This window comes from Psychromarinibacter sp. S121, assembly GCF_049801035.1.
Classification (GTDB): Bacteria; Pseudomonadota; Alphaproteobacteria; order Rhodobacterales; family Rhodobacteraceae; genus Psychromarinibacter.
This window is the reverse complement of the sequence record NZ_JBNAGE010000002.1, coordinates 846,509-871,253: the sequence shown is the minus strand read 5'-3', so window position 1 is coordinate 871,253 and position 24,745 is coordinate 846,509. Positions and strand designations below refer to the sequence as shown.

The following is a 24,745-nucleotide window of genomic DNA, read 5'->3' as shown; positions in this document are numbered from 1 at the left end:
TCATGCTCCAAACCATCCGTGGCGCGATGGGGTGAAACCCCATCCTACGCCATCTCCGTCACGCTCCACGACCCTCCACCCGTAGGATGGGGTTCTACCCCATCATGCCCCAAACCACCCGCAACGCGATGGCGTGAAACCCCATCCTACTCCCCGAAACCGTCCACCGTCACCATATCGGCCCACTCCGGCTCGACCCGGCCTGCCCGAATATCGCGGTGGATCGAGGAATGTGGCCAGTCGACCGCGCGCTCGACAAGACCATGCCGAACAGGATTGCCCCAGCAATACCGGATGTGCAGCGAAAGGTCCCGCTCGTCCCGGATCACATGCTCCCAGAACCGCCGCTGCCAGACTCCCGCGTCGCCTTTCGCGGCTTTCGACCGAGACCGTCGGATCGGCTTCAATCCCATTCCAGTCACATCCCGAGAGAACCGCGCCTTGATCGCGCCCCACCGCGTGGAGAAATCCGCGTCGCCCTCCGGCAGGGTCCAGATCGTATGAAGATGATCCGGCAGAACCACGGCCGCGACACTCAGGAAGGGCCGCTCAGACTGCGTCTGCACATAGGCTCTGCGCAAGACGTCGACATGCTCGACCAAGGTCGCCGCGCCCCGCGCCGCAAGACAAACGGTGAAGAAATAAGTCGCGCCTTCGATACGGGCGCGCCGGTAAGCGGTCATCCCTGCAAGGTGACCGAACACACTTAACAGACCGTGAACCCCGGAGGATGGGGTTCTACCCCATCATGCCCCAAACCACCGCGGCGCAATGGGGTGAAACCCCATCCTACGCCACCAGCGTTCCCCCCGCCACGCCACCCGTAGCCACCTGTAGGATGGGGTTCTACCCCATCACGCCATAACCAACGCCCCAACCCACATTCCCAGCCCAAACACCGTGTGCGCCACCAGACCCAGACCGCGCACCTTCCATGGGTTGGGTGTCTTCGCGGCGGCCCAGCCCAGACCCATGCCGGGTTGAAGAAGGAACCAGCCGGCGGCGATGGTTGCCAGAGCGTAGATCCAAAGCGGCAGGAAGCTGGGCGCGGCAAGCCAGTCGGACCCTGCGAACACCGCGAAGACCACGCCGTAGATCACGCCCACCGCGTAGTGGAAGATCCAGCCCAGCCGCAGTTCACCCTCTACCGGTGCAGCGGCGGCGATGTCGTCGTGGAACAGCTTGCCCCTGAAGGCGTGGGCAAGCCAGCGGCCGGGCATCGCCCAATTCGGTCTTGGCTGGCCGGCGAAGCGCGCCAGTGCGATCGCCCACAGGTCCATCGCGGCCGTCCCGGCCAGACCCATCACGATACCCGTCAGAATTGCCTGCATGCGGTGCCCCTCCCCGTGGTTCCGCGCAGGCTAGAGCGCGACGCCGGGGAAGGGAATGGGCCGAAACGTTTGTTTCGCGCGCGAAACCTTTGCGGCGGCTAGGCGGTCGGAACCTCGCGCGCCTTGCCCTCAGCATCCAGCGCCACGAAGGTGAACAGCGCCTCGGTGACCTTTTCGCGGCCGCCGATGCGGTCGCGCTTGACCCATGCCTCGATCTCGACCGCGATCGAGGTACGGCCGACGCGCGGGATGCGGCAATAGACGCACAGCACGTCACCCACCTTTACCGGGCGGATGAACTTCATCGCGTCCACCGCGACGGTCGCCACCCGGCCCTGCGCGCGCTCGCCGGCGACGATACCGCCCGCGATGTCCATCTGGCTCAGCACCCAGCCGCCGAAGATGTCGCCAGAGGTGTTGGTGTCCGCAGGCATCGCCAGCGTGCGGAGGGTCAGTTCGCCATCGGGGTCGGTGTCGCTCATCGGGGGGTCCTCGTGCCGTATGCGGTTCGGGTGGAATGCCCCGCGACGGGCCTGCGTGGCAAGAGCGATTTGGCGCACGAGAGACGGGGTCACGACCGATCCCGCACATCGCACGGTGCACGCCGTGCTTGATTTTTGTACGCAAACCGCGCATATGCCCGGGTGCGACTGTTACCTCTATCGACCCTGTCTTCCGTCACCGGCCGCCAGTTCGATCTTGCACTGACTGAGCCGAGCCGCCGCATTCTGCGGGCGGCATCTAAAACGGGAGATATCACGATGGCCACCGGCACCGTGAAATGGTTCAACACCACCAAAGGCTACGGCTTCATCGAGCCCGAAGGCGGCAAGCGCGACGTGTTCGTGCACATCTCGGCCGTCGAGCGCTCGGGCCTGACCGGCCTTGCCGACGGGCAGAAGGTCACCTTCGAAATCGAAGCTGGCCGCGACGGCCGCGAGAGCGCGGTTCAACTCGCCCTCGCCTGAGCCTCGCAGCTCGAAAACAAAAAGGCGGGCCGTCTGGCCCGCCCTTCCCCAAAGTGAAATCCCGTCAGGCTTAGATCACACCCTGATGCACGACGACGACGACCGTCGCCAGCAGCAGGACACCCGCCGACAGGTAGTTGTTCAACTGGATTTTCTTTTTATCGCGCTGCAGCTTCCAGGAGCCCCAGTGCTGTTTCGGATCCTGATCTTCGGATTCGAAGTTCCACTTAGTCATGGCGCTCACCCCCGATTGTTTCCGTGATTTACACGGCCGTCATCGCGCCTGATTGCGGCAACAGTTTGGCAGGTCGTCCCGAATTGTCCGATCGCACCAGTAGCGTTGCCGTGAGGCCCTGAATCCATGGCGAAACGCGCCAGCCCCGGTCGTTCATCGTGAAAGCAATGAAATATCTGCAACCGTTTCGCGAGCGGCGAACGGCTGCGGCACGTTGAAAACAAGGGGCTGCGGGGATCGGAGGGCGACTCGGTTTCCGCCTGCGGCATTTTCCGGCTTAGCGCACGAAAGCTTCGATTGACCGGATCACCGCCCGGGATTACATCCGCGCCGCCGCCACGCAGGCAGTGAAACACAGGACCTATCGACGTGACCAATACCGCTCGGAAGCCGCGCCCGGAGAAGGCGCCGGAGCAACCCCTGCCCTCGCCTGTCGAGTTCAAGGACTGGGCCAGTATCTAAAGACCATTAAGAATATCGAGCCGCGCCCGGACCATTGGTTGCCCGGGCGCGGTTTCGCGGGGGTCAGCGGCCCCTCAGAAGTTTGCCGACTTCGCGGACCGCGGCGTTCGCGGCGGCGGCCTTCGGGTTGGACCGGCGCACGCCGGGGTGATAGGCGCCCGGCCGTGCCGAGTGGCTATGAGCCGACCGGCTTTTCGAGCGGGCGTAGGTCTTGAGCGCCTTCTTGGCGAATCTCTTCAGCGACATTGGTGCATCCTCCAGTTCGTTCGTGTGTTGCAACACCAACGGTGCTGGCCGCGCCGGGTTCCCCACGGCTTCCATCGCGGCGGCATGTCGCCGAATGCGGGCAGGCCTTTCGAGAGGTGAATTTCAGCGCGTTCCAAGCAATGCGGGCGCCCTTCTTGCTCGACCGAATTTCGGGCCGATCCTGCTGTCCCCAGGCCCGCGATGTCTTGGTCTAACGACAGCGATGTTTCGGACTGAAATACGCCGTGATCAAGAAAACCTGAACGAATCTGCCGGTGTCGCGTTGGGTACCCAACGTAACGATACCGAGAGGAGATATCTTCAGATGGCCGACCGCGCCCCGAAACCCGAGCCGGTGAAAGCCCCCAACCGCCCGCGTCCCCGCCCGATCCCGTTCCGCTTCACGGACTGGGCCGCCATCTGAAGCAAGCAGCAGGTTTATCGTACCAAGCAAGTTAACAAACTCCTTGGAAACGCCGCCACTCCGGCGGGATGTGCCACAATCTGGCCCTGTATTGCGCCAAAGTTCGGCCCCGATCGCGAGTAACCTTGGGGCAATTCATGCATCCAGCACAGGAAGCGGCAATGGCACGCCTGTTAAGACCATTCAGCATCCTTCCCGCCCGCGTGGCTCAGGAATACCGCCGGTCCTCGGCGGTGGTCAGCTTCAACCACGACGGGCTTGAAGTCGCCCGGGTCCGGAACCGAAGCCGCTATCTGCCGCTGTGGCACGTGATCTTCTTCATCTATTTCGCGATGCTCATGCGCCTTGTCGTGGCAGCCGATATCGGCACAGCCAGCTACGAGGCGCGGATGGAGGAGATGCGCAACGGTCATGCGCTTGAACGTGTCGCGGCACGGGTGATGCACATGGATCCGGTCTCGCGCCAGTTGGCGGTGCAGATCCGCGCCGGGCTGACCTATCTGAACCAGCGCATTCTCGACCGCCGCGTCTGACCTGACGCCTCAGTCGAGCCGACCCGCGATCTCTTCGGCGAGCGCCGCGACTTCCTGCGCGGCAGGACCTGTCCGGCGAAACTCGCAAGCTGCCTGACCACGGCCCAGCGCCTCGGCATAGGCGACGCGGTTGCCGAGGGCGGCCGTTGCGCGTTCCAGCCCGGCTTCCGCGATTTCCTCGGTGATCTTCTCGGTCAGGCGTGCGCGTGGTGGGACGCGGTTCATGACGATCAGCGCGTCGCGGCTTTCGCGTTTGGCCAGTTCCACCACGCTTTCGACGGCCCAAAGGTCCATCTGGCTGGTCGCCACCGGCACCAGAACCAGATCCGCCTCGCGCAGCGCCGGTCGCAGATCGGCGTCAATTTTCGGCGGGGTGTCGATCAGGACCAGATCATGTTCGCGCCGCAGCTTCTCGCATTCATAGGACACGCCCCAGGCGCTTGCGGTGCCGAACTCGAGCCCCGCTTCGCCATCCATCCGTTCGCGGCGGGTCATGAACCATCGTCCAAGACTGCCCTGTGGGTCGGTATCAAGCACCGCGACCGTCTTGCCCATTTCGGCAAAGCGGACCGCGAGATTGATGGCCAGCGTGGTCTTCCCCGCGCCGCCCTTTTGCTGTGCAACCGTCAGTACGTGACCGGACATCGCGTGTCTCCTTTGGCCCAGAAAGGCGCTATTCCGTAGCGGAATGCAAGGGGAAATGCTGCGCCGCAGCAACCCTTGGACACGAAGGTTTCATTATGTGCGACACGCTGCCGCCCCTAGGCTGCCGCAACGGCACCCACAGGGAGAAACGAGTATGTCCGCACCTGCCCGCAAGAAAGCATCCGACTTCGATCCGCGCCTGCTGGAGCTGTTCGACGGATACGTGCATGGCAAGATGACGAAACGTGAATTTCTGGCGAACGCGACCAAGTACGCGGCGGCCGGCGTGAGCGCCGCCGCGATTCTGGAAAGCCTTCAGCCGAATTATGCGCTGGCGCAGCAGGTCGATCCGGACGATCCGGATATCGAGACGATGCGCGTGACCTACGACAGCCCCGACGGCCACGGTCAGATCGAAGGACTGATGGCGAAACCGGCAGGTCAGGCCGCGCCCTTGGGCGCCGTGCTGGTGGTACACGAGAACCGGGGACTGAACCCGTATATCGAGGACGTTGTGCGCCGGGTCGCGAAGGCGGGGTATCTTGCGCTGGGGCCCGACGGGCTGTCGCCCTTGGGCGGCTATCCCGGCACCGACGAGGAAGGCCGCGAGATGCAGCGGACGATGGACGGCGGCAAGCTGATGGAGGATTTCTTCGCCGGGTTCGAGTTCGTTCGCGACCACGAGGCCAGCAACGGCAAGGCCGGTGCGGTCGGGTTCTGCTATGGCGGCGGCGTGTGCAACGCGCTTGCCGTGGCCTACCCGGACATGGCGTGCTCGGTCCCGTTCTACGGGCGGCAAGCGGATGCGGCGGACGTACCGATGATCGAGGCGCCGCTGCTTCTGCACTATGCCGCGCTGGACGAGCGGGTGAACGCTGGCTGGCCCGCCTATGAGGCGGCGTTGCAAGAGCACGGCAAGACCTTCACCGCGCATATCTACGACGGCGCCAACCATGGGTTTCACAACGACACGACGCCCCGCTACGATGAGGACGCGGCAACACTGGCGTGGAACCGCACGGTGGGCTTCTTCGACCAGTACCTGCGCTAGTCGGGCATCCTAAACGTCAGCGAGGCCCAGAGCGATTCCCAGACGGGATCGCTCTCGGCCTCTGGCTCGATCTCTTGCAGCACGACCGAATCGACGAGGTATTCGGTGCCCGGAGACACCTCGACGATGGCGACGCCCTCTGCGTCGGTGCGGTACTTGGTGATCGTGAGCGTGTCGTCCGGCGCGCGGGCGTAGACCTCGACCTGCACATCGGCGCGCGGTTCGCCGTCCAGCAGGACGCGCACCGGCAGGCCATCGGGCAGGTCGTCGGTGTAGGGATTGGCCAGCGCCACGATCTCGGTCAGCAGGCCGACCTCCTGATCCGCGCCCGCGCCGTCGCCGACCGCGACCAGCGATTTCGCATAGCGGCTGTACCGCTCTTTCACGACGTCCTTGGTGAACCCGCGTTCGATGTGCCGGTCCAGCGCCCACGCGACGTCCTTGTGCGTGACGAACAGGCCGAAGGTCTCCCAGTCCTTGTAGGTCAGCAGGTAGTCCCGCGTCTGGTGAACCACGGTGACCAGACCGTCCTGCGGCGCGGCGGTCGCCAATGCGGGCCGGTCGCCGATCAGCCCCTCGACCGCGACCTGTTCGTCGCCGGCCCAAAGCTCGAACCGTTTGAAGTTCTCGGGGATGTAGGCATAGCCCGGCCCCTTGAAATCCTGCCCGACACGAAGCTCGGCTTTGATCTTCTCGCCGGGGTCGACCGTATAGTCTTCGGGAGATATCCAGAACTCATGTGCGCCGAGGGGACCGGCCATCAGGGCAAGAACGACGGACAAGGAAGGTAATAGGCGCATGTTTGGTATCCTCTGCGAGGGCGTGCAAGGCAAGCTGGCACGGTGGCGTTGGCTGTCAACCTTGGTGGTCCTATCGCTCGCCATCGTGATCGGGCGTGGCGCGGCGGCGCACGAGATCCGGCCGGCGATTTCCGACGTTCTGGTCGAGCAGGACCGGGTGCAGGTGTTCCTGTCGCTGACGCTGGAGCCGATGCTGGCGGGGATCGACCTGGAAGGTCTGGACGACACCGACAACGCGCCCGAGGCGGACCGGTATGACCGCTTTCGCGCCATGGGCCCGGACGAGCTGGACGCGGCATTCCGCGCGGCCTGGCCGGAACTGAGCGACGGTTTCCTTCTGATGGCCGGGGACACGCCGCTGGAGCCCGAGATCCGGCGGCTGGAGATCCCGGAAGCGGGGGATCTGTCGCTGCCGCGCGATTCGTCGCTGCTGATCGCGGCGGCCCTGCCGGATGACGGATCAGATGTGACGGTGGGCTGGGTCGGCGCCTACGGCCCGCTGGTGATCCGGCAACGCGAGGGGGGTGACGACGCCTATTCCGCGCTTCTGGAAGGCGGGCAGGTCAGCGTTCCCCTGCCCCGCACAGGCGCCGCCACCGAAACGGCAGGCGAGGTGTTCTCGCGCTTCATCGTACAGGGGTTCGAGCACATCATCCCCAAGGGGCTGGACCACATCGTTTTCGTGCTCGGGCTGTTCTTCTTCTCGTTGCAGTTCCGGCCATTGCTGACGCAGGTGACCGCTTTCACTCTGGCGCATACGGTGACGCTGGCGCTGGCGTCGCTGGGGATCGTGCGCATCCCGGCGGGGATCGTAGAGCCGCTGATCGCGGCATCTATCGTGTTTGTCGGCGTCGAGAATATCCTTCGCCCGCAACTTGGCGTCTGGCGCACGGCGGTCGTGTTCCTGTTCGGGCTGCTGCACGGGCTGGGCTTCGCCAGCGTGCTGGGCGAACTGGGCGGCGGCGGCAGCAACTTCTTCGCGCGGCTGATCGGGTTCAACATCGGGGTGGAACTGGGCCAGCTGACGGTGATCGCGCTGGCGTTCCTGACGGTCGGCTACTGGTTCGGCCGCAAGCCGTGGTACCGGGCGAGGATCGCGATCCCCGCCTCGGTCCTTATCGCCCTGATCGGCGCGTTCTGGTTCGTGGAACGGGTGGTCTGAGGGGTCACATTCCGGGAAACACCAGCGCGCGGTGTATCATCGCGCCGGCCCATGCGCCGTCGCCCACGGCCAGCGAGACCGAGTGCGGCATGCGGGCGAGATCGCCGCAGGCATAGACGCCGGGAACGGTGGTCTCCTTCATTGGCGTCGTCACCAGCATCTGCCCCATCGGGTTTTCTTCCACGTGGCAGCCCATGGCCCGCGGCAGGTCCGTGGCGGGGGAGACCACCGACGCGGTGAAGAGCCCCGCAAAGGACAGCGTGCTGCCATCGGTCAGCACCACGTCCGCCGCCCCGTCGAGCCTTGCGATGGGGGTTTCCACGAGTTTCGCGCCGCGTTTGGCAAGCTCGGCACGGTCTTCGCCGGTCAGCGACAGGGCGCCGTTGGTCAGGAAGGTGGTCGGTCCCCATTCCGGCAGCAGCAGCGCCTGATGCAGCGACGCGGGGCCGGTGCCGATTACGCCGATGGCGCCCTGATCCAGCTCGTAGCCGTGGCAGTAGGGACAGTGGAACACGCTTTGGCCCCAGCGCTCTGAAAGCCCCTCGATCGCGGGCAGCGCATCCTTCACACCGGTGGCGAACAGCAGCCGCCGCGCCGTGTGCCGGGTGCCGTGTTCGTCCGCGACCGTGAAGGCGTCGAGCGTGCCCTCGGCAGCGGTTGCGGTGCCGTCCAGCCAAGTCAGGGTCGGGTACGCCATCAACTGCCCCCGCGCTTCGGCGGCAATCGCGGACGGGTCCGCGCCGTCCTGTCCAAGGAAGCCGTGCGAGTGGCTGGCGAAGCGGTTCCGCCTTTGGCCGGCATCGACGATCAGTACGCTGCGGCGCGCACGGAGAAGCTGCAGGGCGGCTGCCATTCCGGCGTAGCTGCCCCCGACGACGATCACGTCGTAGGTCATCAAGTCAGTCCTTCGTCTGTCGCCTTTCCGCGAAACGCCGCGAGAAGTCCGCGGCCAGATCGGCGAGGGTCACGTTCTGGAAACGGGACAGCAGCAGCGCCTCGGCTTCGGCGAAGGCATCATCGAGCGCGGCGTTGACCGCCTGTTCGACAAGGCACTCCGGGGCTTCGGTCTTGTTGCCGATGGCGAAGACCGCCGGTTCGCCCAACGCATCGTGCAGGTCGCGCAGGGTGATCCGGTTCAGGTCGCCGGTGATCCGCCAGCCCCCGGAATGCCCCCTTTCCGACGACACCATCCCGGCCTTGCGCAAAAGCCCCATGGTCCGGCGCACGACGACGGGGTTGGTGCTCATGCAGCAGGCGAGCGCTTCGGATGTTATGGGACCGTCATGGTCGGCCATGTGCAAAAGCGCGTGGAGCACGGAGGAAAGACGGCTGTCCCGTTTCATGTAACTTTGTATGTTACGATTCGGCCCGGATTGCAAGCCGGGCACGTATCAGGCTCATTCGACCGGTCTACATCGAGTTCGGCAGGAACAGCACCAGCGACGGGATCAGCACCAGCAGCGCGAGGCGGATGATGTCGACGATCCAGAACGGCGTCACGCCCCGGAAGATCGTCGCGGTCGACACGTCTCCGACCACGCCTTTCAGCACGAAGACGTTCAGTCCGACTGGCGGGGTGATCAGCGAGATCTCGGTGACGACCACCACTATGATGCCAAACCACACGGGGTCGTAGCCAAGCGAGGTGACCAGCGGGAAGAAGATCGGCACCGTCAGCAGCAGCATCGACAGGCTTTCGAAGACGCAGCCGAGCACGACGTAGATCAGCAGGATCATCAGCATCACCGCCAGCGGCGCGACGCCAAGGCTTTGGACCGCCGTGCGCAGCGCTTCGGGCAGGCCCGCGAGGTTGACGAAGTTCGAGAAGATCCACGCGCCGATCAGCACCGCGAACAGCGAGGCGGTGGTATGCGCGGCTTCGACCAGCACCTGCACCACGATGCGGAACGACAGCGAGCCGCGCGACAGGGCGATCAGGAAGGCGCCCGCGGCGCCCATCCCGGCGGCCTCGGTCGGCGAGAAGGTCAGGTAGACCGGCCAGATATCAAGCGCGCCGTACAGGCCGCCGATGACGAGGAAGAACAGCAAGAGCACTGCCCAGACGCCGCGCAGGGCGGCAAGGCGATCGGACCAGCTGGATTTCTCGCCCGCCGGTCCCGCCTCGGGGTCGACGGTGATCGTGTATTTCACCGCGACGAGATACAGCAGCACGCCGAGGATGCCGGGCACGACGCCCGCGATGAACAGTTTGCCGATCGAGGTTTCGGTCAGCAGCCCGTAGATCACGAGGATCACCGACGGCGGGATCAGGATGCCCAGCGTGCCGCCCGCCGCGATAGAGGCGGTCGACAAGCGGTCGTTGTAGCCATAGCTGCGCATCTGCGGCATCGCGACTTTCGACATGGTGGCCGCCGTCGCCAGCGACGAGCCGCAGATCGCCGAGAACCCGGCGCAGGCGCAGATCGTCGCCATCGCCAGCCCGCCGCGCAGGTGGCCGAGGAAGGCGTAGGATACCTGATACAGTTCACGCGACAGGCCGCCGCGCGACACGAACAGGCCCATCAGGATGAACAGCGGCACCACCGAAAGGCCGTAGTCCTGCGCGGTGTCGATGACCAGCCGGCCCACCATCGAGATCGCTGCGCGGAAGCCGCGTTCGTCCATGTAGCCGAGAAAGCCCACCAGCCCCATCGCGATGGCGATGGGCATCCGCAGGAAGACGAGAACGAGAACGGCGCCGAGGCCGATGACCGAGGCCAGCATCAGTTGGGAACCTTCGTGGGGAAGAACACCCGCGCCACCCCGCGGGCAATCAGCGTCACCGCGGTCAGCGCGGTGAAGGCGGCGATGAACCAGCCGACAAGAAACTGAGGAAAGCCCATGTATTCGGTCACGTCACCGAATTCGCGAGAGCGTTCGGCAAGGTCCAGCACCCGCATCGCGGGCCAGAACAGCAAGATGCCGCAAGCAAGGTCGATCAGCACGTCGCGCACCCGCGCCATGCGGCGCGAGAACAGCGGGTCCATCAGGTCGACCACGATGTGCCCGCCGTTCCAAGAGACCGCGGGCAGCGAGGCGAAGACGATCACCGCAAGAAAGATGCGGGTAAGTTCCGAGGCGTATTCGATGGGATTGTCCAGCGCCGAGCGCAGCAGCACGTCGGCGAAGGTCATGCACATCAGCGAGAACAGCGCGATGGCCGCGATCCATGTCGGCACCACCGCGATGTAATGCCAGATGTCGGGCTGGCGCAGGGAAAACCCCGTTGCTCCGTCACCGGTCTCGGCCATTGCGTCCCCCTCCTGTCACCTGACCGCCCCCTAGGTCGCCGCCCGGCCTCTGCGGGCCAGAGCGGTCCGAACCGGCGGACCCGTCGGGGCCCGCCGGCGCGATGGTCAGTAGTTCGCCATCTCTTCCATGATGAAGGCGCGCGCCGCTTCGGCGTCGACCCCGGTGTCGTTCACCTCGGCCACCACGGCGTCGATGATCGGCTTGGTCATCTCTTCCCACTTGGCGACGTCCTCGGCAGAGGCCTCGCGCAGGGTGTTGTCGCCCGCCGCTTCCAGCGCCTCCATGCCGGTCGCGTCGATGGTGTCCCACATCTTGCCGCCCATCCGGCTGAAGTTCTCGCCGAACAGCGCCTCGATCGCGGCGCGGTCCTCGTCAGACACCTTGTCGAGCGCGAAGGGGCTCATGATCATCGCGAACGAACCGCGATAGAAGCCGCCGGGCACGGTGTAGGTGTTCTTGGCCACCTCGAAGAGCTTGAAGCTGTCCTTGGCCTCCATCGGGATCATCACGCCGTCGGCGGCGTTCGACGCCAGCGTTTCGTAGACCTTGGGCGCGGGCACGTTGATGCCGGTGACGCCCAGTGCCTCGCCCACCATGTTCGCGACGCCGCCGCCGATACGCATCTTCATCGAGGCGAGATCGTCCAGCGAGGTCACGTCGGCGTTGGTGTGCACCACGCCCGGGCCATGGGTCATGAGGCCCATCACCTCGACGCCTTTGTGCTCGCCCAGTTCCTCGAAATACTGCTCATAGGCGCGCCAGTAGGCCACCGAGGCGGCCTCGGCGTTGCCGGTGTAGCCTGGCAGTTCGATCAGCTTGGTGGTGACGAAGCGGCCGGGGGTGTAGCCGTGGAAGATCCACGCGATGTCGGCCACGCCGTCCAGCACAAGGTCATACTGTGCCGGCGGCGGCGCGAGGCCGTACTTGATCTCGCCGGTGACGCGACCCTCGGTCGCCTCTTCGATCTGGCGGATCATCTCGGGCCAGGTGATCGCGTTCATTCCGTGCGTGGGCGGCGCCCAGGACGAGATGGTGAGCGTGACGTCGGCCGCCTGCGCCGCCAGCGACGTGACAGCAAGCGCGCAGGCCGCCGCGGCGGTCTTAACGAAGTGTTTCAATTTGTCCTCCCTCAGTGCAAGAACCGCCCCTCCCAAGGCGGCCGGAAACTTTCCGTGCAAACTATTCGTGCCTGCCTACGGGGCGAAAATCAAGCGTTTCCGCCCCTGCGGCACCCCGCACGCTTGCACGGCGTGCGTCCTCGGGGCAAAGGACGCATATGGCAAAGCTGTATTTCCACTACTCGACCATGAACGCCGGCAAGTCGACGATCCTGCTGCAGGCTGCCTACAACTACCGTGAACGGGGCATGCAGACCTACCTGCTGACCGCGCGCATGGACCGCCGCGCCGGGGAAGGCCGGATCGCCAGCCGTATCGGCATCGCCGACGAGGCGGACACCTTCGTGTCGGGCGAAGACCTGTTCGCCAAGATCGCCGCCCGGCTGGACGAAGGCCCGATCGCGTGCGTTTTCGTGGACGAGGCGCAGTTCCTCGACAAGGAACAGGTCTGGCAACTGGCCCGCGCGGTGGACGACCTTGGCGTTCCGGTCATGTGCTACGGGTTGCGGGTGGATTTCAGGGGCGAGCTGTTTCCCGGCTCGTCGGCGCTGCTGGCGCTGGCCGACGAGATGCGCGAGGTGCGCACGATCTGCCACTGCGGCAGCAAGGCGACGATGGTGGTGCGGCGCGACGCCGAGGGCAAGACGCTGCGCGACGGCGCGCAGGTGCAGATCGGCGGAAACGAGACCTATGTTTCGTTGTGCCGCAAGCACTGGCGCGAAGCCGTGGGCGACGGCTGAGCGTCGGCGCAGGCCGGAACGAGGGGCCAGCCCCTCGTGCTCCCCGAGGTATTTTCAAAGAGAAGAAGGGGCTGAGAGGGTCCCGGCCCTGGGGCGTGGCGCGCGCGACGTCTAGAACAGGCGGCCGCCCAGAGGCACGTCCTTGTCCGGCGTGATGAGGACGACGGCGCCGTTCTCGTCGGGAACGCCGAGGACCAGCGCTTCGGACATGAAGGGGCCGATCTGGCGGGGCGGGAAGTTGACGACGCCCAGCACCCGGCGACCGATCAGGTCTTCGGGCGCATAGTGGACCGTGATCTGGGCCGAGCTTTTGCGCTGGCCGATCTCGGGACCGTAGTCGACCCACAGCTTGAGAGCGGGTTTGCGCGCCTCGGGGAACGGTTCGGCGCGGGTGATCACGCCGACGCGGATGTCGACCTTGAGGAAGTCGTCGATGCCGATGAGATCCGCGATGGTCATTTCGCAAGCTCCCGGCCCCGGTTCGCGGCAGCCCTGACCGCGCGGCGCAGGAGCGCGGGGAAGCCGGTTTCGTCGTCCATCAGCACCTCGAGCGCGGCGGCGGTGGTGCCGCCCGGCGAGGTGACGTTGACCCGCAGTTGCGCCGGATCGTCAGACGAGTCCTCGGCCAGCGCGCCGGCGCCCGCGACGGTGGCCTTGGCCAGTTGCATTGCGAGGTCGGCGGGCAGGCCCTCGGCCACGCCCGCGGCGGCGAGCGTTTCGATCAGGTGGAACACATAGGCCGGGCCCGAGCCGGAGACGGCGGTCACGGCGTCCATCTGGCTTTCGTCGTCCAGCCGCACCACCTGCCCGACCGCCGCGAGCAGCGCTTCGGCGGTGTCGAGCTGCGCTGGCGCGACGCGGGGATTGCCGACGATGGCGGTAATGCCGCGGCCCACCGCGGCGGGCGTGTTGGGCATCGCGCGAACGATGGGAGAGGCTTCGCCCAGCATGTCCTCGTAGGTCTCGATCGTGGTGCCTGCCGCCACCGATACGAAGAGGGTGGCGCCGTTGCCGTATTCGGCGATGTCCGGCAGGGCCGAGCCCATCATCTGCGGCTTCACCGCGATCAGGACGACGGCGGGGCTTTCGGGAAGGTCGGCGTTGATTTTGACGCCGGTGCCGTTCAGCCAGTCCGAGGGGTCCGGGTCGATGACCCAGACCGAGCCGGCTTGAAGCCCGCGGCCCAGCCAGCCGGCGAGCATCGCAGAGCCCATCTTTCCGCAGCCCAGCAGCACCAGTCCCCGGCGGGAAATATCGTCGAACATGTTACAGCCCCCTTGCTTTGCGACGTTCCTAGCCCTGCGCGCGGGCGGGAACAAGCGAGGCCCGAAAATGCGAACGGGCCGCGCGGGTTGGTCCCGGCGCGGCCCGTCGAATTCTGCAGCTGTTGCGCGTCAGGCGCGGCCGTAGGCCTCGGCGATGGCGACGTTCACCGCCTCTTCCGGACACTGGTCGCCCCATGCCACCAGCTGGAAGGCCGGGTAGAAGCGCTCGGCCGACGCGACCGCCGAGCCGATCAGCGTGTCGATCTGTTCGGGGTTGGCCATCTGGCCGCCCGACAGGACAAGGCCGTACCGGTAGACCATCAGCCGCTGGTCGGCCCAGTAGGTGAAGGCGCCGGACCAGCACATGTCGTTGGCGCGGTTCAGCGTCTCGTAGATGCCCGGAAGCTTGTCCTCGGGCGGCTCCATTTCGAAGGTGCAGATCAGGCGCAGCGTCTCGTCGTAGTCCGACCAGGCGAGCGTGATCGAGTAGGTGCGCCACTGGCCTTCGACCGCCATCGCGATCTGGTCGTCGGCCACCCGGTCGAAATCCCACGCGTGGTGTTCCGCGATATGCTCCACGATGTCGATCGGGTGAAGATCTTCCGTGTGAAACTGCTCTGCCAGTGCCATGCCCCCGCCTCTCTGCTTATCGTTCGGGGGTCGTGAATTCGCCCCAGAACTAGGTGCCTGCTCTAGGATCGGCGATCTATGCCGCGCGTCCTACGAGATATGGTAAGGGCGAGTGATTCGCACTGTAAAGCACTAAATCGGGGATAACTGCAATAACTTGGGGATGACCCGGCAAAGGGCACATAATCCGGTAACAGATCGGTGAATCGCCGGAGCAGCGGTGCAACCAGAGCGGTTGCACCGGCTTAACGTCAGGACTTGGACGCGGCTTCCAGAGCGTCGAGACGGGCCTTCAGCGCCTCGTTCTCTTCGCGGGCTTTCTGGGCCATGGCGCGCACGGCGTCGAATTCCTCGCGCGTGACGAAATCGCGATCGGCAAGCCAGCGGTCGACGAGGCCCTTCATCGCGGTTTCGGCTTCCTGCCGCGCACCCTGCGCAACGCCCATGGCGTTGGTCATCAGCTGGCCGATATCGTCGAAAACCTTGTTGCGGGTCTGCATGTCTTAGCTCCGTTCCACTTCCCCCCTATATGGGCCGCCGCGGCGCGGCGGGCAAGGTCGCGTTCGTCCGGTTGACTTCACTTCGCCGCCGTGGCCAAGGAGAGCGCATGTTGGCCGCCATCCCCTTCCCCTCTGTCTCGCCCGAGATCTTCTCGATCGACATCGGCAGTTTCACCTTCGCGCTGCGCTGGTACGCGATGGCCTACATCGTGGGCATCATCATCGGCTGGCGGATGGCGGTGGCCTTCGTGCGCCGCCCGCACTTGTGGCGCGGCGAGCCGCCGATGACGGCGGCGCAGGTCGACGACTTCGTAACGTGGGTGATCGTGGGCGTGATCCTTGGCGGGCGTCTGGGCTTCGTGCTGTTCTACGCGCCCGGCTATTACCTGAGCCATCCGCTTGAGATCCTGCAGATCTGGAACGGCGGCATGTCGTTCCACGGCGGCTTCCTTGGCGTGATGACGGTGATCCTTGTCTATTCGCGCCGCATCGGTGCGGTCACGGGCAGTGTGGCCGACATGCTGGTGGCCGCGACGCCGCCGGGGCTTTTGCTGGGGCGGCTGGCCAACTTCATCAACGCCGAGCTGTGGGGCCTGCCGACCACGATGCCGTGGGGTGTGATCTTTCCCGGGCTTGCGGCGCAGGACTGCCCGCTGGTGGACGGACCTTGCGCCCGCCACCCGTCGCAGCTGTACGAAGCGGGGCTGGAGGGGCTGGCGCTGGGCCTGCTGATCCTGTTCCTGGTCTTCGCGCGCAAATGGTTCCGGACGCCCTGGGCGATCACCGGCGTGTTCATCGGCGGCTACGGTGCGGCGCGGTTCTTCGTCGAGTTCTTCCGGCAGGCCGATGCGCAATACATCACGCTGGACAACCCGATGGGCTATGTCGTGCAGCTTGGCGCGTTTGGCCTGAAGATGGGCCAGTTGCTGTCGCTGCCGATGCTGTTGATCGGGGTCGCGCTGGTGATCTGGGCCCGCAGGCGCGCGCCCGCCGCGCCATGACGGCGCTGGCCGAGCTCCTTTTACGCAGGATCGCCGCAACCGGGCCGCTGACGGTGGCCGAGTACATGGCCGAATGCCTGCTGCACCCCGAGCATGGGTATTACACCACCCGCGATCCGTTCGGCGCCGCGGGCGATTTCACCACCGCGCCCGAGATCAGCCAGATGTTTGGCGAGCTGCTGGGCCTGTCGCTGGCGCAGGCGTGGATGGATCAGGGCGCGCCGGACCCTTTCGTGCTGGCCGAGCTTGGACCGGGGCGCGGCACGCTGATGGCGGACCTGCTGCGGGCGACGGCGCGGGTTCCGGGGTTTCACGACGCGGCGCGGGTCTGTCTTGTCGAGGCGTCGCCGACGCTGCGCCGGAAGCAGCGCGAGACGCTCGCGGGGCATGATGTCTCGTGGTGCGACGACGTTGGCGCGCTGCCGACGGGGCCGCTGTTTCTTGTGGCGAACGAGTTCCTCGACGCCTTGCCGATCCGGCAATTCTTGCGGGACGGGATCGGGTGGCGGGAACGGCTGGTGACGGTTGTGGACGGTGCGCTGGCTTTCGGGCTGGGGGCGGTCACGCCGCTTGGTGCGCTGGCGGATCGGCTGGCGGATACCGTGGACGGCGACCTTGTCGAGACCTGCGCTCCGGCGGCGGCGGTGGCAGAGGCTGTAGCGCCCCGGATCGCCGCACGGGGCGGCGCCGCGATTTTCGTCGACTATGGCGACTGGCGATCGAAAGGGGACACGTTGCAGGCGCTGCGGGCGCATCAGCCGGACAATCCGCTTTCACATCCCGGTGAGGCGGACCTGACCGCGCATGTCGACTTCGAGGCTTTCGCGCGGGGCGCTCAGGGCGCCGCGACCTCGGCCATGGTCGCTCAGGGCGTGTTTCTGGAGCGGCTGGGCATCACGCAGCGGGCGCAGCAGCTTGCGGACGGGCTGACTAGTGCGCCGCTGGACGCGTTGGTCGCCGCGCATCGCCGCTTGACCCACCCGCAGGAAATGGGAAGTCTGTTCAAGGTGCTTGCCATTCACCCGGAAGGAACAGCGCCCCCGCCAGGGCTGGAGCGATGACGCTTGAAATCCTGACCTCTCCCGCACTCGACGGCGTGCGCCACGGGTTCTTCACCCGGCTTGGCGGCGCGTCCTCCGGTGTATTTTCCGGCCTGAACTGCGGGCCCGGTTCCTCGGACCAATCCGACATCGTCAAGATCAACCGGTCCCGCGTGGCCGATGCGATGGAGGTCTCTCCCGAGACACTGATCGGTGTGCGGCAGGTGCATTCGGCCACCGCCGTCCGGGCCGAGGATATCGGTGCCGAGAGCCCGCGCGCCGACGCGATGGTCAGCACCACGCCCGGCATGGCGCTTGCGATCCTGACCGCCGACTGCCAGCCGGTCCTGTTCGCGGACCGCGAAGGGGGCGTCGTGGGTGCGGCCCATGCCGGGTGGCGCGGCGCGCTGGACGGGGTGCTGGAGGCGACCGTCGACCTAATGGTTGAGGCGGGCGCACAGCGGGACCGTATCGTCGCGGCGATCGGCCCGACGATCAGCCAGTCCGCCTACGAGGTCGGGCCCGAGTTCCTTGACGCCTTCCTTGCCGACGATCCGGCGAACGCGCGGTTCTTCAAGGCGGGCGACGGCGACCGGCAGCAGTTCGACCTGCCCGGCTATGGGCTGCATCGCTTGCGCGCTGCCGGCGTTGGCCGGGCCGAATGGACCCGCTGGTGCACCTATGCCGACCCTCGGCGATTCTTTTCCTATCGCCGCAGCCAGCACCGGAGCGAGGCGGACTACGGTCGCCTGATTTCCGTCGTTCGGCTCTGATCCGCTCATTTTCGGCGACGTCGCGGTAGCTCTTGACCGCAGCGTTTCCAAAGCCGGCACAGCGCCACATTCCCGGCCTTATTGAGCCGTAAAGAATCCTGACCCCGACATTCTGCAGCCCCATTGCCCGCCGATAGTCGACCAAGCGAGGGCCGATTGCCCCGCTTCGGGAAACGACGAGAGAGAGCGCGGACTGCCTTCGCGCGAATCGAGGAGAGACGTCATGGCCAGCAAGTCGAACTGGATCGCAACGGTCGCGAAAGAGTCCGCCAAGCTGGAGGTGAAGATGCCCTGGACCCGCGGCGCACGCCGCGACGCCTTCATCGCCAAGCGGGCCGCTGCCGCGGCCAAGCCGGACCAAGCGCTGCACGCCGCGCGCTGACGGCACCCAGGGATACGCGAACGAGGGACGGGCCCCAGTCGGGGCCCAGGCCCGACCTATGGGGGAATAGTCTGCCGCGGGCGTGATTGCGTCCGTGTCACCGGGGAGCCGTGGCGAAGCCATGGCGTGCACCCGCATGGTCGCCTTCGGCTGTGCGGGGCAGTCGAGAGGGAAACGAATGACATATCCGCATCGGCCGGGCGAAGCTGCCGTCGCCCGCACTGCCGCACCGATGGGTCAGCATCGCTGGACGGTCCGTCGCGCCAACGCAGGCACACCGCAACCGCAACAACAATTCCCCGCACGCCGTTTCGAGGCGCTGTCGCTGCTGCCGGATGGCTCGCTGGCCGAGATCATCAAGCGCGCGCCGGCCCATCCGGTGTTCGAGAGCGCGTTCTGCGCCTTGGCCCGCGGCACGATCATGGCGACCGAGGATGGCCCCGTCGCCGTCGAGGACCTGCTGCCCGGCATGCGGATCGAGACTCGCGACAACGGCTATCAGCCGCTGATGTGGATCGGGAACATCACGCTTATTCCCGGCCAGCAGCCCGGCCAGACGCCGCCGCGCCTGTTCCGTATTCCGGTGGACAGCTTCGGCCCCTCGCGGCCTATGCCCGACCTGATGCTGGCCCCGCACGCCCGCCTGCTGCACCGCCACGCGCGGTTGCAGGACGTGGTGCAGGGCGACAGCGCGCTGACCCCGATCACGGCGTTCGAGGACGGTCAAAGCGTGATCCGCGTGGCGCCCGCCTCGCCGGTGAACACCTACCATCTTGCGTTCCGCGATCATCAGATCCTGCGCGCGAACGGGCTGGAGATCGAAAGCTACCACCCGGGCACCGATCTGATGACCCGGCTGGGCGCGGACGGGATGCGCCTGTTCCTGTCCTTCTTCCCGCATGTCACGTCGCTGGCCGAGTTCGGCCCGCTGTGCGCACCGCGCCTGTCGCCGGAAGAATACGAGACGGCGATCTACTGAACCTGCCGGCCGCCGGCGCCCTTTGAGGCGTCAGGCGGTCTGGTTCAGCCTTTGCTCCAGAATGTCGAAGGGCACGCCCGGTTCGTCCTTGGCGCCCCGGATCACCAGCGAGGTCTTCACCGAGATCACGTTGTCCGCCGCCGTCAGCTGTTCCGTCAGGAAGGTCTGGAAGGTCGACAGATCCGGCGCCACGCATTTCAGGATAAAGTCCACCTCGCCGTTCAGCATGTGGCACTCGCGGACCAGCGGCCAGTCGCGGCAGCGCCGTTCGAACGCGGACAGGTCGGCCTCGGCCTGGCTTTGCAGACCGACCATCGCGAAAACCTGCACCTCGAACCCCAGTTGGCGGGCGTCGACCTCGGCGTGATAGCCGCGGATAAAGCCCTGTTCTTCCAACGTGCGCACACGACGCAGGCAGGGCGGCGCGGAAATGCCCACGCGCTTGGCCAGTTCGACGTTCGTCATGCGACCGTCAGCCTGCAATTCCGCAAGGATCTGGCGATCAATCGGGTCAAGCTTGGAACCGGGCATGGCAACTCCGCATCTGTTTTTCCGATAGATACCGAAAGAGAATAGCCTCGGCAATAATATTTCAAGATCGCGCAACATCATTATGCAGATGCAGCATGATGAGCGATACCGTTTGCGGGGCTTTCAGGACGGGGCCGGCATGGTTATATGCGTGTTCCAGATTTTAACGAACCCGCAGGAGGTCCGCGATGGCCGAGACGAAGCACACCAAGGTTCTTATCATCGGCTCCGGCCCGGCCGGCTATACCGCCGGTGTCTATGCCAGCCGCGCGATGCTGGAACCGGTGCTGGTGCAGGGCATCCAGCCGGGCGGCCAGCTGACGATCACCACCGAGGTCGAGAACTGGCCGGGTGAGACAGAGATTCAGGGCCCCGACCTGATGGTCAACATGGAAGCCCATGCCCGCGCCGTCGGCACCGAGATCATCTCGGACCACATTTCGTCCATCGACCTGTCGAAGCGGCCTTTCGTGGCGCAGGGCGACACCGGCACCACCTATACCGCCGACGCCGTGATCCTTGCGACGGGGGCGCAGGCAAAGTGGCTGGGCCTGCCGTCGGAAGAGCATTTCAAGGGCTTCGGCGTTTCGGCCTGTGCGACCTGCGACGGCTTCTTCTATCGCGGCAAGGAGGTCGTGGTCATCGGCGGCGGCAATACCGCCGTGGAAGAAGCGCTGTTCCTGACCAACTTCGCGTCGAAGGTCACGCTGGTCCACCGCCGCGACAGCCTGCGGGCCGAGAAGATCCTGCAAAAACGGCTGTTCGAGCATCCGAAGGTCGAGATCGCGTGGAATACCACGGTCGAGGAAGTCTATGGCGCCGACCAGCCCCGCGGCGTCGAGGGCGTGAAGGTCCGCGACGTGAACACCGGCGAAGAGCGCAAGATCCCGTGCGATGGCTTCTTCGTCGCGATCGGCCACGCGCCCGCGTCCGAACTGGTGAAGGACCAGCTGGAAACGCACATGGGCGGCTACGTGGTGACCAAGCCCGATTCCACCGAGACCTCGATCCCCGGCGTGTTCGCCGCGGGCGACCTGACCGACCACAAGTACCGTCAGGCGGTGACATCGGCTGGCATGGGCTGCATGGCCGCGCTTGAAGCCGAGCGTTTCCTTGCAGCCGAGGGCGAGGCGGTCGTGGCGCCGGATGCCCCGGTGGCCGAGGTCGGTGCGCCGGCAGAGTAAGGTCTAGACCGGCTTTACCAGCAGAATTGCATCGGTCCCGTCGTGGGCCCAGCCCGGCACCGCCATGCGGCGCCGGGCTATTTCTTCGAATCCCATCCGAAGATACAGCCGCACCGCACCGGGATTCGATGCGAAGGCGATGATCGAGACGCCAGAGCGCCCCTGCCGTTTCGCAATCCATTCGGCCCGTTCCAGCAACCTGCCGCCAAGCCCCTGCCCCCGCAGTTCGGGATAGACCGCCAGCACGTTCAGGTACCACGTGCCTGTCGCCATGTTCTCGAGCTCTTGCAAGGGCACGAAGGGCGCAGGGAAACCGGGGCCGATCTCGACCGGGTCGTCGGGCAGCGCATAGCCGATCATGCCGCCCAGCACCCGGCCCAGACGCTGCGCCATCGTCGCGTTGCGATAGCTGAAACTGCCTTCGTCCCTCTCGGCGCGCGCCAGTCCCACGTCGCGGGGTTTCTGCCAGGGATCGGCCATTTCGGCCCACGCCATTTCGGGCAGGCCCTCGCCCGCCATCATGACGAATTCCACCAGTCGCTTCGCGTCGCCGGGCGTGGCCGGGCGGAAGTCGATGTCGGGCATGTTTCCCTCGCGTCCGTTTCTGCGCTGCGGCGGAACGCCTGACCGCCGTTCGGAACACCCTGCCTCAAGGCGTTCCGCCGAGTCGCAAATTCCTGAACGCGCGTCCCATTTGCGCCGAAAATCGCGCAATCGCAGACCTTTTGCCCGAAAACAGGGCGGGTTCCCTAGACTTCGGCGTCGGTCCGGGTCTAGACGGCCCGCGATACCTTGAAAGACGCGATACGCGCGTCGTTCCGAACCAGTAGGCCCGAAATGCAGTTGAACAACCTCGCTCCGATCCCGGAACTTTACGTCTCTTATGAAAGCGCCCAGAAGCTGAAGGTCGAAGCCGCCGACCTGACCAGCTGGGATCTGACCCCGCGACAGATCTGCGACCTGGAACTGCTGATGAACGGCGGCTTCAACCCGCTCAAGGGCTTCCTGTCGGAAGAGGACTACAACGGCGTGGTCGAGAACATGCGTCTCGCCGATGGCACGCTGTGGCCGATGCCCATCACGCTGGACGTGAACGAGAAGTTCGCCGACTCGATTGAGGTCGGGCAGGACATCGCCCTGCGCGATCAGGAAGGCGTGATCCTTGGCACGATGACCGTCACCGACAAGTGGGAGCCGAACAAGGCGAACGAGGCCGAGAAGGTGTTCGGCGCCGATGACAGCGCGCACCCGGCGGTGAACTACCTGCACAACCACGCGGGCAAGATCTATCTGGGCGGCCCGGTCACCGGCATTCAGCAGCCGGTGCACTATGACTTCCGCGCCCGCCGCGACACGCCGAACGAATTGCGCGCCTTCTTCCGCAAAATGGGCTGGCGCCGCGTCGTCGCGTTCCAGACCCGCAACCCGCTGCATCGCGCGCACCAGGAACTGACCTTCCGCGCCGCGAAGGAAGCGCAGGCCAACCTGCTGATCCACCCGATCGTCGGCATGACCAAGCCGGGCGACGTCGATCACTTCACCCGCGTCCGCTGTTACGAGGCGGTGCTGGACAAGTACCCGGCCTCGACCACCTCGATGTCGCTGCTGAACCTCGCGATGCGCATGGCGGGCCCGCGCGAGGCGGTGTGGCACGGCCTGATCCGCGCCAACCACGGCTGCACCCACTTCATCGTGGGCCGCGACCACGCCGGCCCCGGCAAGAACTCTGCGGGCGAGGACTTCTACGGCCCCTACGATGCGCAGGAGCTATTCAAGCAGTACGAATCCGAGATCGGGCTGGAGATGGTTCCGTTCAAGCACATGGTCTACGTGCAGGAACGCGCCCAGTACGAGCCCGCCGACGAGATCGAGGATGGCGTCACCGTCCTGAACATCTCGGGCACCGAACTGCGCCGCCGTCTGGCCGAGGGTCTTGAGATCCCCGAGTGGTTTTCGTTCCCCGAGGTGGTCAAGGAACTGCGCCGCACGCGTCCGCCGCGGTCGCAGCAGGGCTTCACCGTCTTCTTCACCGGCTTCTCGGGGTCGGGCAAATCGACGATCGCGAACGCGCTTATGGTCAAGCTCATGGAGATGGGCGGCCGTCCCGTCACGCTGCTGGACGGCGACATCGTGCGGAAGAACCTCAGTTCGGAACTGGGCTTCTCGAAAGAGCACCGCGACCTGAACATCCGGCGCATCGGCTTCGTCGCGTCCGAGATCACCAAGAACGGCGGTATCGCGATCTGTGCGCCCATCGCGCCGTACGCGACGACCCGCCGCGCGGTGCGCGAGGACATCGAGCAGTTCGGCGCCTTCGTCGAGGTCCACGTCGCGACCTCGCTGGAGGAATGCGAACGGCGCGACCGCAAGGGGCTCTACAAGCTGGCGCGCGAGGGCAAGATCAAGGAGTTCACCGGCATCTCCGACCCCTACGATGTACCCGCGAACCCCGAACTGTCGCTGGATACCGAGAACGTGGACGTCGACAACTGCGCCCATCAGGTGATCCTGAAGCTGGAATCGATGGGGCTGATCGCCGCCTGATCCAATTGACGCCGCCGCGCGCATTGCGTGGCGGCGTCTGCCTGACCCGCCGTGACACGGGGCCGCCGGCGGGCTAACACGAAAGCCGATCCCGATCCGGAGCCCGGCTTGCCGCCCCTGCGTCTTATCACCCTGACCACCATACCGCCCCGCTTCGCCGAAATCGGCGGCGCGCTTCGGTCAATGCTGAATCAGCGCCGGCCGGCGGATCGGGTGGAACTGTACGTGCCGCGACGCTATCGCCGGTTTCCTGACTACGACGGCTCTGTGCCCGAGGTACCCGAGGGTGTGACCATCGTCCGTCCCGACGAGGATTTCGGCCCCGCCAGCAAGGTGCTGCACGCGGTTCGCGCCCATCGTGGCGAGAACGTCGAGATCCTGTTCGGCGATGACGACCGGCTGTACCGGCCCGACTGGTCCTCGGTCTTCTACGACGCGCGCCGCGACCGGCCCGACGACGCCATCGCCCCGATCTCGTGGGCGGCGGACGAGATGTTCACCTCGGATCAGCGCGACCGGCCCCAGCCGCAGGCACAGCGGGCGAACAAGGCTATGGACCTGCCCTACCAGGTGAAGAGCGCGCTGCATTCGGTGGCGTCGGCCCTGGGCTATCGCGGCGAGGGACCAAGCCACGCGCATATCCGCACGCCAGGCTATCGCGACATCTTTCAGGGCTACGGCGGGGTTCTGGTGCGGCCATCGTTCTTCGACGACGACGTGTTCGACATCCCGCCGGTGCTGTGGTCGGTGGACGATATCTGGCTGTCGGGGATGCTGGCGAAGGCCGGCACGCGGATCTGGGCGCCGGCCGGGATCAAGGGCCCGCGCCTTTTGTCGAACCACGACCGTGCGCCGCTGTATCAGGCGGTGCTGGACGGCGCAGACCGGCGAACCGCCGACCGTCAGTGTTTCGATTACATGAGAGAGACCTATGGCCTCTGGCCCTGAG

General features: G+C 65.9%; 31 protein-coding genes. 13 read left to right on the top strand and 18 right to left on the bottom strand.

Annotated features, from left to right (window positions below; genetic code table 11):
* Window positions 1-146: 146 nt before the first annotated feature.
* The 3 genes from ACP156_RS12690 to yciA form a co-directional block, all read right to left on the bottom strand.
* Window positions 147-683 (bottom strand): REP-associated tyrosine transposase, encoded by a 537-nt coding sequence (locus tag ACP156_RS12690; protein ID WP_425051699.1) that lies wholly within the window; start codon window positions 681-683, stop codon window positions 147-149.
* A 171-nt stretch (window positions 684-854) separates the two neighbouring features.
* The gene (locus tag ACP156_RS12685; protein WP_425051698.1) at window positions 855-1,331 is read right to left on the bottom strand and encodes a DUF2938 domain-containing protein; all 477 of its coding nucleotides are present in this window, start codon (window positions 1,329-1,331) and stop codon (window positions 855-857) included.
* 98 nt (window positions 1,332-1,429) lie between these two features.
* On the bottom strand, window positions 1,430-1,813 hold the full coding sequence (yciA, locus tag ACP156_RS12680; protein WP_425051697.1) for an acyl-CoA thioester hydrolase YciA: 384 nt from the start codon (window positions 1,811-1,813) through the stop codon (window positions 1,430-1,432).
* Window positions 1,814-2,092: 279 nt separating this feature from the next.
* On the opposite strand from yciA, the gene ACP156_RS12675 reads away from it, so the two are divergent.
* Window positions 2,093-2,299, top strand: coding sequence for a cold-shock protein (locus ACP156_RS12675; RefSeq protein ID WP_275634029.1), 207 nt, complete (start codon window positions 2,093-2,095; stop codon window positions 2,297-2,299).
* A 70-nt stretch (window positions 2,300-2,369) separates the two neighbouring features.
* On the opposite strand, the gene ACP156_RS12670 is transcribed toward ACP156_RS12675, so the two are convergent.
* Together ACP156_RS12670 and ACP156_RS12665 are read right to left on the bottom strand one after the other, a co-directional pair.
* Window positions 2,370-2,534, bottom strand: coding sequence for a hypothetical protein (locus ACP156_RS12670; protein ID WP_425051696.1), 165 nt, complete (start codon window positions 2,532-2,534; stop codon window positions 2,370-2,372).
* Between the two features lie 525 nt (window positions 2,535-3,059).
* Window positions 3,060-3,242 (bottom strand): hypothetical protein, encoded by a 183-nt coding sequence (locus tag ACP156_RS12665; protein WP_425051695.1) that lies wholly within the window; start codon window positions 3,240-3,242, stop codon window positions 3,060-3,062.
* Between the two features lie 585 nt (window positions 3,243-3,827).
* Between ACP156_RS12665 and ACP156_RS12660 the strand changes: the two genes are divergently transcribed.
* Window positions 3,828-4,199 carry a hypothetical protein gene (locus tag ACP156_RS12660; RefSeq protein ID WP_425051694.1) on the top strand — a complete coding sequence of 124 codons (372 nt, stop codon included), beginning with the start codon at window positions 3,828-3,830 and terminating at the stop codon, window positions 4,197-4,199.
* 9 nt (window positions 4,200-4,208) lie between these two features.
* Here the strand turns inward: ACP156_RS12660 and parA are convergent, their stop codons facing one another.
* Window positions 4,209-4,844: a ParA family partition ATPase gene (gene parA / locus ACP156_RS12655; protein ID WP_425051693.1), complete on the bottom strand. Its 636-nt coding sequence runs from the start codon at window positions 4,842-4,844 to the stop codon at window positions 4,209-4,211.
* A 154-nt stretch (window positions 4,845-4,998) separates the two neighbouring features.
* Between parA and yghX the strand changes: the two genes are divergently transcribed.
* Window positions 4,999-5,895: a YghX family hydrolase gene (yghX, locus tag ACP156_RS12650; protein WP_425051692.1), complete on the top strand. Its 897-nt coding sequence runs from the start codon at window positions 4,999-5,001 to the stop codon at window positions 5,893-5,895.
* On the opposite strand, the gene ACP156_RS12645 is transcribed toward yghX, so the two are convergent.
* Entirely contained in the window at window positions 5,892-6,695 is an 804-nt protein-coding gene (locus tag ACP156_RS12645; protein ID WP_425051691.1) for a DUF4198 domain-containing protein, read from the bottom strand. The two genes, yghX and ACP156_RS12645, sit on opposite strands and share 4 nt — an antisense overlap.
* On the opposite strand from ACP156_RS12645, the gene ACP156_RS12640 reads away from it, so the two are divergent.
* Window positions 6,694-7,857, top strand: a complete 1,164-nt coding sequence (locus ACP156_RS12640; protein ID WP_425051690.1) for a HupE/UreJ family protein — start codon at window positions 6,694-6,696, stop codon at window positions 7,855-7,857. The two genes, ACP156_RS12645 and ACP156_RS12640, sit on opposite strands and share 2 nt — an antisense overlap.
* A gap of 4 nt (window positions 7,858-7,861) precedes the next feature.
* On the opposite strand, the gene ACP156_RS12635 is transcribed toward ACP156_RS12640, so the two are convergent.
* The 5 genes from ACP156_RS12635 to ACP156_RS12615 form a co-directional block, all read right to left on the bottom strand.
* A complete protein-coding gene (locus ACP156_RS12635; protein ID WP_425051689.1) occupies window positions 7,862-8,752 on the bottom strand; it encodes an NAD(P)/FAD-dependent oxidoreductase in 891 nt (296 codons plus the stop codon).
* A 4-nt stretch (window positions 8,753-8,756) separates the two neighbouring features.
* Window positions 8,757-9,200 carry an RrF2 family transcriptional regulator gene (locus tag ACP156_RS12630; protein WP_425051688.1) on the bottom strand — a complete coding sequence of 148 codons (444 nt, stop codon included), beginning with the start codon at window positions 9,198-9,200 and terminating at the stop codon, window positions 8,757-8,759.
* 67 nt (window positions 9,201-9,267) lie between these two features.
* The gene (locus tag ACP156_RS12625; protein WP_425051687.1) at window positions 9,268-10,581 is read right to left on the bottom strand and encodes a TRAP transporter large permease; all 1,314 of its coding nucleotides are present in this window, start codon (window positions 10,579-10,581) and stop codon (window positions 9,268-9,270) included.
* Window positions 10,581-11,108 (bottom strand): TRAP transporter small permease, encoded by a 528-nt coding sequence (locus tag ACP156_RS12620; RefSeq protein WP_425051686.1) that lies wholly within the window; start codon window positions 11,106-11,108, stop codon window positions 10,581-10,583. The genes ACP156_RS12625 and ACP156_RS12620 overlap by 1 nt, the downstream gene beginning before the upstream one ends.
* Window positions 11,109-11,213: 105 nt before the next feature.
* Window positions 11,214-12,227: a TRAP transporter substrate-binding protein gene (locus tag ACP156_RS12615; protein ID WP_425051685.1), complete on the bottom strand. Its 1,014-nt coding sequence runs from the start codon at window positions 12,225-12,227 to the stop codon at window positions 11,214-11,216.
* 158 nt (window positions 12,228-12,385) lie between these two features.
* Between ACP156_RS12615 and ACP156_RS12610 the strand changes: the two genes are divergently transcribed.
* Complete coding sequence (locus ACP156_RS12610; protein ID WP_425051684.1) at window positions 12,386-12,967, top strand: thymidine kinase; 582 nt, start codon at window positions 12,386-12,388, stop codon at window positions 12,965-12,967.
* A 111-nt stretch (window positions 12,968-13,078) separates the two neighbouring features.
* Here the strand turns inward: ACP156_RS12610 and ACP156_RS12605 are convergent, their stop codons facing one another.
* The 4 genes from ACP156_RS12605 to ACP156_RS12590 all read right to left on the bottom strand — a co-directional run bounded on the left by ACP156_RS12605 (window position 13,079) and on the right by ACP156_RS12590 (window position 15,362).
* Window positions 13,079-13,426, bottom strand: coding sequence for a tRNA-binding protein (locus ACP156_RS12605; protein ID WP_425051683.1), 348 nt, complete (start codon window positions 13,424-13,426; stop codon window positions 13,079-13,081).
* Entirely contained in the window at window positions 13,423-14,232 is an 810-nt protein-coding gene (gene proC / locus ACP156_RS12600; protein WP_425051682.1) for a pyrroline-5-carboxylate reductase, read from the bottom strand. Before proC ends, ACP156_RS12605 begins: the two co-directional genes overlap by 4 nt.
* 129 nt (window positions 14,233-14,361) lie before the next feature.
* On the bottom strand, window positions 14,362-14,862 hold the full coding sequence (locus ACP156_RS12595; RefSeq protein ID WP_425051681.1) for a YbjN domain-containing protein: 501 nt from the start codon (window positions 14,860-14,862) through the stop codon (window positions 14,362-14,364).
* A 251-nt stretch (window positions 14,863-15,113) separates the two neighbouring features.
* Entirely contained in the window at window positions 15,114-15,362 is a 249-nt protein-coding gene (locus ACP156_RS12590) for an accessory factor UbiK family protein (RefSeq protein WP_425051680.1), read from the bottom strand.
* Window positions 15,363-15,469: 107 nt separating this feature from the next.
* On the opposite strand from ACP156_RS12590, the gene lgt reads away from it, so the two are divergent.
* The 5 genes from lgt (at window position 15,470) to ACP156_RS12565 (ending at window position 19,537) form a co-directional block, all read left to right on the top strand.
* The gene (gene lgt, locus ACP156_RS12585) at window positions 15,470-16,363 is read left to right on the top strand and encodes a prolipoprotein diacylglyceryl transferase (protein ID WP_425051679.1); all 894 of its coding nucleotides are present in this window, start codon (window positions 15,470-15,472) and stop codon (window positions 16,361-16,363) included.
* Window positions 16,360-17,424 carry a class I SAM-dependent methyltransferase gene (locus tag ACP156_RS12580; protein WP_425051678.1) on the top strand — a complete coding sequence of 355 codons (1,065 nt, stop codon included), beginning with the start codon at window positions 16,360-16,362 and terminating at the stop codon, window positions 17,422-17,424. The genes lgt and ACP156_RS12580 overlap by 4 nt, the downstream gene beginning before the upstream one ends.
* Entirely contained in the window at window positions 17,421-18,176 is a 756-nt protein-coding gene (gene pgeF, locus ACP156_RS12575; RefSeq protein WP_425051677.1) for a peptidoglycan editing factor PgeF, read from the top strand. The genes ACP156_RS12580 and pgeF overlap by 4 nt, the downstream gene beginning before the upstream one ends.
* Window positions 18,177-18,399: 223 nt before the next feature.
* Window positions 18,400-18,558, top strand: a complete 159-nt coding sequence (locus ACP156_RS12570) for a hypothetical protein (protein WP_425051676.1) — start codon at window positions 18,400-18,402, stop codon at window positions 18,556-18,558.
* A gap of 178 nt (window positions 18,559-18,736) precedes the next feature.
* Entirely contained in the window at window positions 18,737-19,537 is an 801-nt protein-coding gene (locus tag ACP156_RS12565; RefSeq protein ID WP_425051675.1) for a Hint domain-containing protein, read from the top strand.
* 30 nt (window positions 19,538-19,567) lie between these two features.
* On the opposite strand, the gene ACP156_RS12560 is transcribed toward ACP156_RS12565, so the two are convergent.
* Entirely contained in the window at window positions 19,568-20,068 is a 501-nt protein-coding gene (locus ACP156_RS12560) for an Lrp/AsnC family transcriptional regulator (protein ID WP_425051674.1), read from the bottom strand.
* A 188-nt stretch (window positions 20,069-20,256) separates the two neighbouring features.
* Between ACP156_RS12560 and trxB the strand changes: the two genes are divergently transcribed.
* Window positions 20,257-21,252, top strand: coding sequence for a thioredoxin-disulfide reductase (gene trxB / locus ACP156_RS12555; RefSeq protein WP_425051673.1), 996 nt, complete (start codon window positions 20,257-20,259; stop codon window positions 21,250-21,252).
* Between the two features lie 3 nt (window positions 21,253-21,255).
* Here trxB and ACP156_RS12550 read toward each other — a convergent pair whose 3' ends face one another.
* A complete protein-coding gene (locus ACP156_RS12550) occupies window positions 21,256-21,837 on the bottom strand; it encodes a GNAT family N-acetyltransferase (RefSeq protein ID WP_425051672.1) in 582 nt (193 codons plus the stop codon).
* Window positions 21,838-22,089: 252 nt separating this feature from the next.
* Here ACP156_RS12550 and ACP156_RS12545 point away from each other — a divergent pair, with 252 nt between their 5' ends.
* Window positions 22,090-23,796, top strand: coding sequence for a bifunctional sulfate adenylyltransferase/adenylylsulfate kinase (locus ACP156_RS12545; protein ID WP_425051671.1), 1,707 nt, complete (start codon window positions 22,090-22,092; stop codon window positions 23,794-23,796).
* 108 nt (window positions 23,797-23,904) lie between these two features.
* Complete coding sequence (locus tag ACP156_RS12540) at window positions 23,905-24,744, top strand: glycosyltransferase family 2 protein (RefSeq protein WP_425051670.1); 840 nt, start codon at window positions 23,905-23,907, stop codon at window positions 24,742-24,744.
* Window position 24,745: the final 1 nt, after the last annotated feature.

Coding starts and splice junctions, on each gene's coding strand:
- ACP156_RS12690 (WP_425051699.1), bottom strand. CDS start 683: ATGACCGCTTACCGGCGCGCCCGTATCGAAGGCGCGACTTATTTCTTC.
- ACP156_RS12685 (WP_425051698.1), bottom strand. CDS start 1,331: ATGCAGGCAATTCTGACGGGTATCGTGATGGGTCTGGCCGGGACGGCC.
- yciA (WP_425051697.1), bottom strand. CDS start 1,813: ATGAGCGACACCGACCCCGATGGCGAACTGACCCTCCGCACGCTGGCG.
- ACP156_RS12675 (WP_275634029.1), top strand. CDS start 2,093: ATGGCCACCGGCACCGTGAAATGGTTCAACACCACCAAAGGCTACGGC.
- ACP156_RS12670 (WP_425051696.1), bottom strand. CDS start 2,534: ATGACTAAGTGGAACTTCGAATCCGAAGATCAGGATCCGAAACAGCAC.
- ACP156_RS12665 (WP_425051695.1), bottom strand. CDS start 3,242: ATGTCGCTGAAGAGATTCGCCAAGAAGGCGCTCAAGACCTACGCCCGC.
- ACP156_RS12660 (WP_425051694.1), top strand. CDS start 3,828: ATGGCACGCCTGTTAAGACCATTCAGCATCCTTCCCGCCCGCGTGGCT.
- parA (WP_425051693.1), bottom strand. CDS start 4,844: ATGTCCGGTCACGTACTGACGGTTGCACAGCAAAAGGGCGGCGCGGGG.
- yghX (WP_425051692.1), top strand. CDS start 4,999: ATGTCCGCACCTGCCCGCAAGAAAGCATCCGACTTCGATCCGCGCCTG.
- ACP156_RS12640 (WP_425051690.1), top strand. CDS start 6,694: ATGTTTGGTATCCTCTGCGAGGGCGTGCAAGGCAAGCTGGCACGGTGG.
- ACP156_RS12645 (WP_425051691.1), bottom strand. CDS start 6,695: ATGCGCCTATTACCTTCCTTGTCCGTCGTTCTTGCCCTGATGGCCGGT.
- ACP156_RS12635 (WP_425051689.1), bottom strand. CDS start 8,752: ATGACCTACGACGTGATCGTCGTCGGGGGCAGCTACGCCGGAATGGCA.
- ACP156_RS12630 (WP_425051688.1), bottom strand. CDS start 9,200: ATGAAACGGGACAGCCGTCTTTCCTCCGTGCTCCACGCGCTTTTGCAC.
- ACP156_RS12625 (WP_425051687.1), bottom strand. CDS start 10,581: ATGCTGGCCTCGGTCATCGGCCTCGGCGCCGTTCTCGTTCTCGTCTTC.
- ACP156_RS12620 (WP_425051686.1), bottom strand. CDS start 11,108: ATGGCCGAGACCGGTGACGGAGCAACGGGGTTTTCCCTGCGCCAGCCC.
- ACP156_RS12610 (WP_425051684.1), top strand. CDS start 12,386: ATGGCAAAGCTGTATTTCCACTACTCGACCATGAACGCCGGCAAGTCG.
- ACP156_RS12605 (WP_425051683.1), bottom strand. CDS start 13,426: ATGACCATCGCGGATCTCATCGGCATCGACGACTTCCTCAAGGTCGAC.
- proC (WP_425051682.1), bottom strand. CDS start 14,232: ATGTTCGACGATATTTCCCGCCGGGGACTGGTGCTGCTGGGCTGCGGA.
- ACP156_RS12595 (WP_425051681.1), bottom strand. CDS start 14,862: ATGGCACTGGCAGAGCAGTTTCACACGGAAGATCTTCACCCGATCGAC.
- ACP156_RS12590 (WP_425051680.1), bottom strand. CDS start 15,362: ATGCAGACCCGCAACAAGGTTTTCGACGATATCGGCCAGCTGATGACC.
- lgt (WP_425051679.1), top strand. CDS start 15,470: ATGTTGGCCGCCATCCCCTTCCCCTCTGTCTCGCCCGAGATCTTCTCG.
- ACP156_RS12580 (WP_425051678.1), top strand. CDS start 16,360: ATGACGGCGCTGGCCGAGCTCCTTTTACGCAGGATCGCCGCAACCGGG.
- pgeF (WP_425051677.1), top strand. CDS start 17,421: ATGACGCTTGAAATCCTGACCTCTCCCGCACTCGACGGCGTGCGCCAC.
- ACP156_RS12570 (WP_425051676.1), top strand. CDS start 18,400: ATGGCCAGCAAGTCGAACTGGATCGCAACGGTCGCGAAAGAGTCCGCC.
- ACP156_RS12565 (WP_425051675.1), top strand. CDS start 18,737: ATGACATATCCGCATCGGCCGGGCGAAGCTGCCGTCGCCCGCACTGCC.
- ACP156_RS12560 (WP_425051674.1), bottom strand. CDS start 20,068: ATGCCCGGTTCCAAGCTTGACCCGATTGATCGCCAGATCCTTGCGGAA.
- trxB (WP_425051673.1), top strand. CDS start 20,257: ATGGCCGAGACGAAGCACACCAAGGTTCTTATCATCGGCTCCGGCCCG.
- ACP156_RS12550 (WP_425051672.1), bottom strand. CDS start 21,837: ATGCCCGACATCGACTTCCGCCCGGCCACGCCCGGCGACGCGAAGCGA.
- ACP156_RS12545 (WP_425051671.1), top strand. CDS start 22,090: ATGCAGTTGAACAACCTCGCTCCGATCCCGGAACTTTACGTCTCTTAT.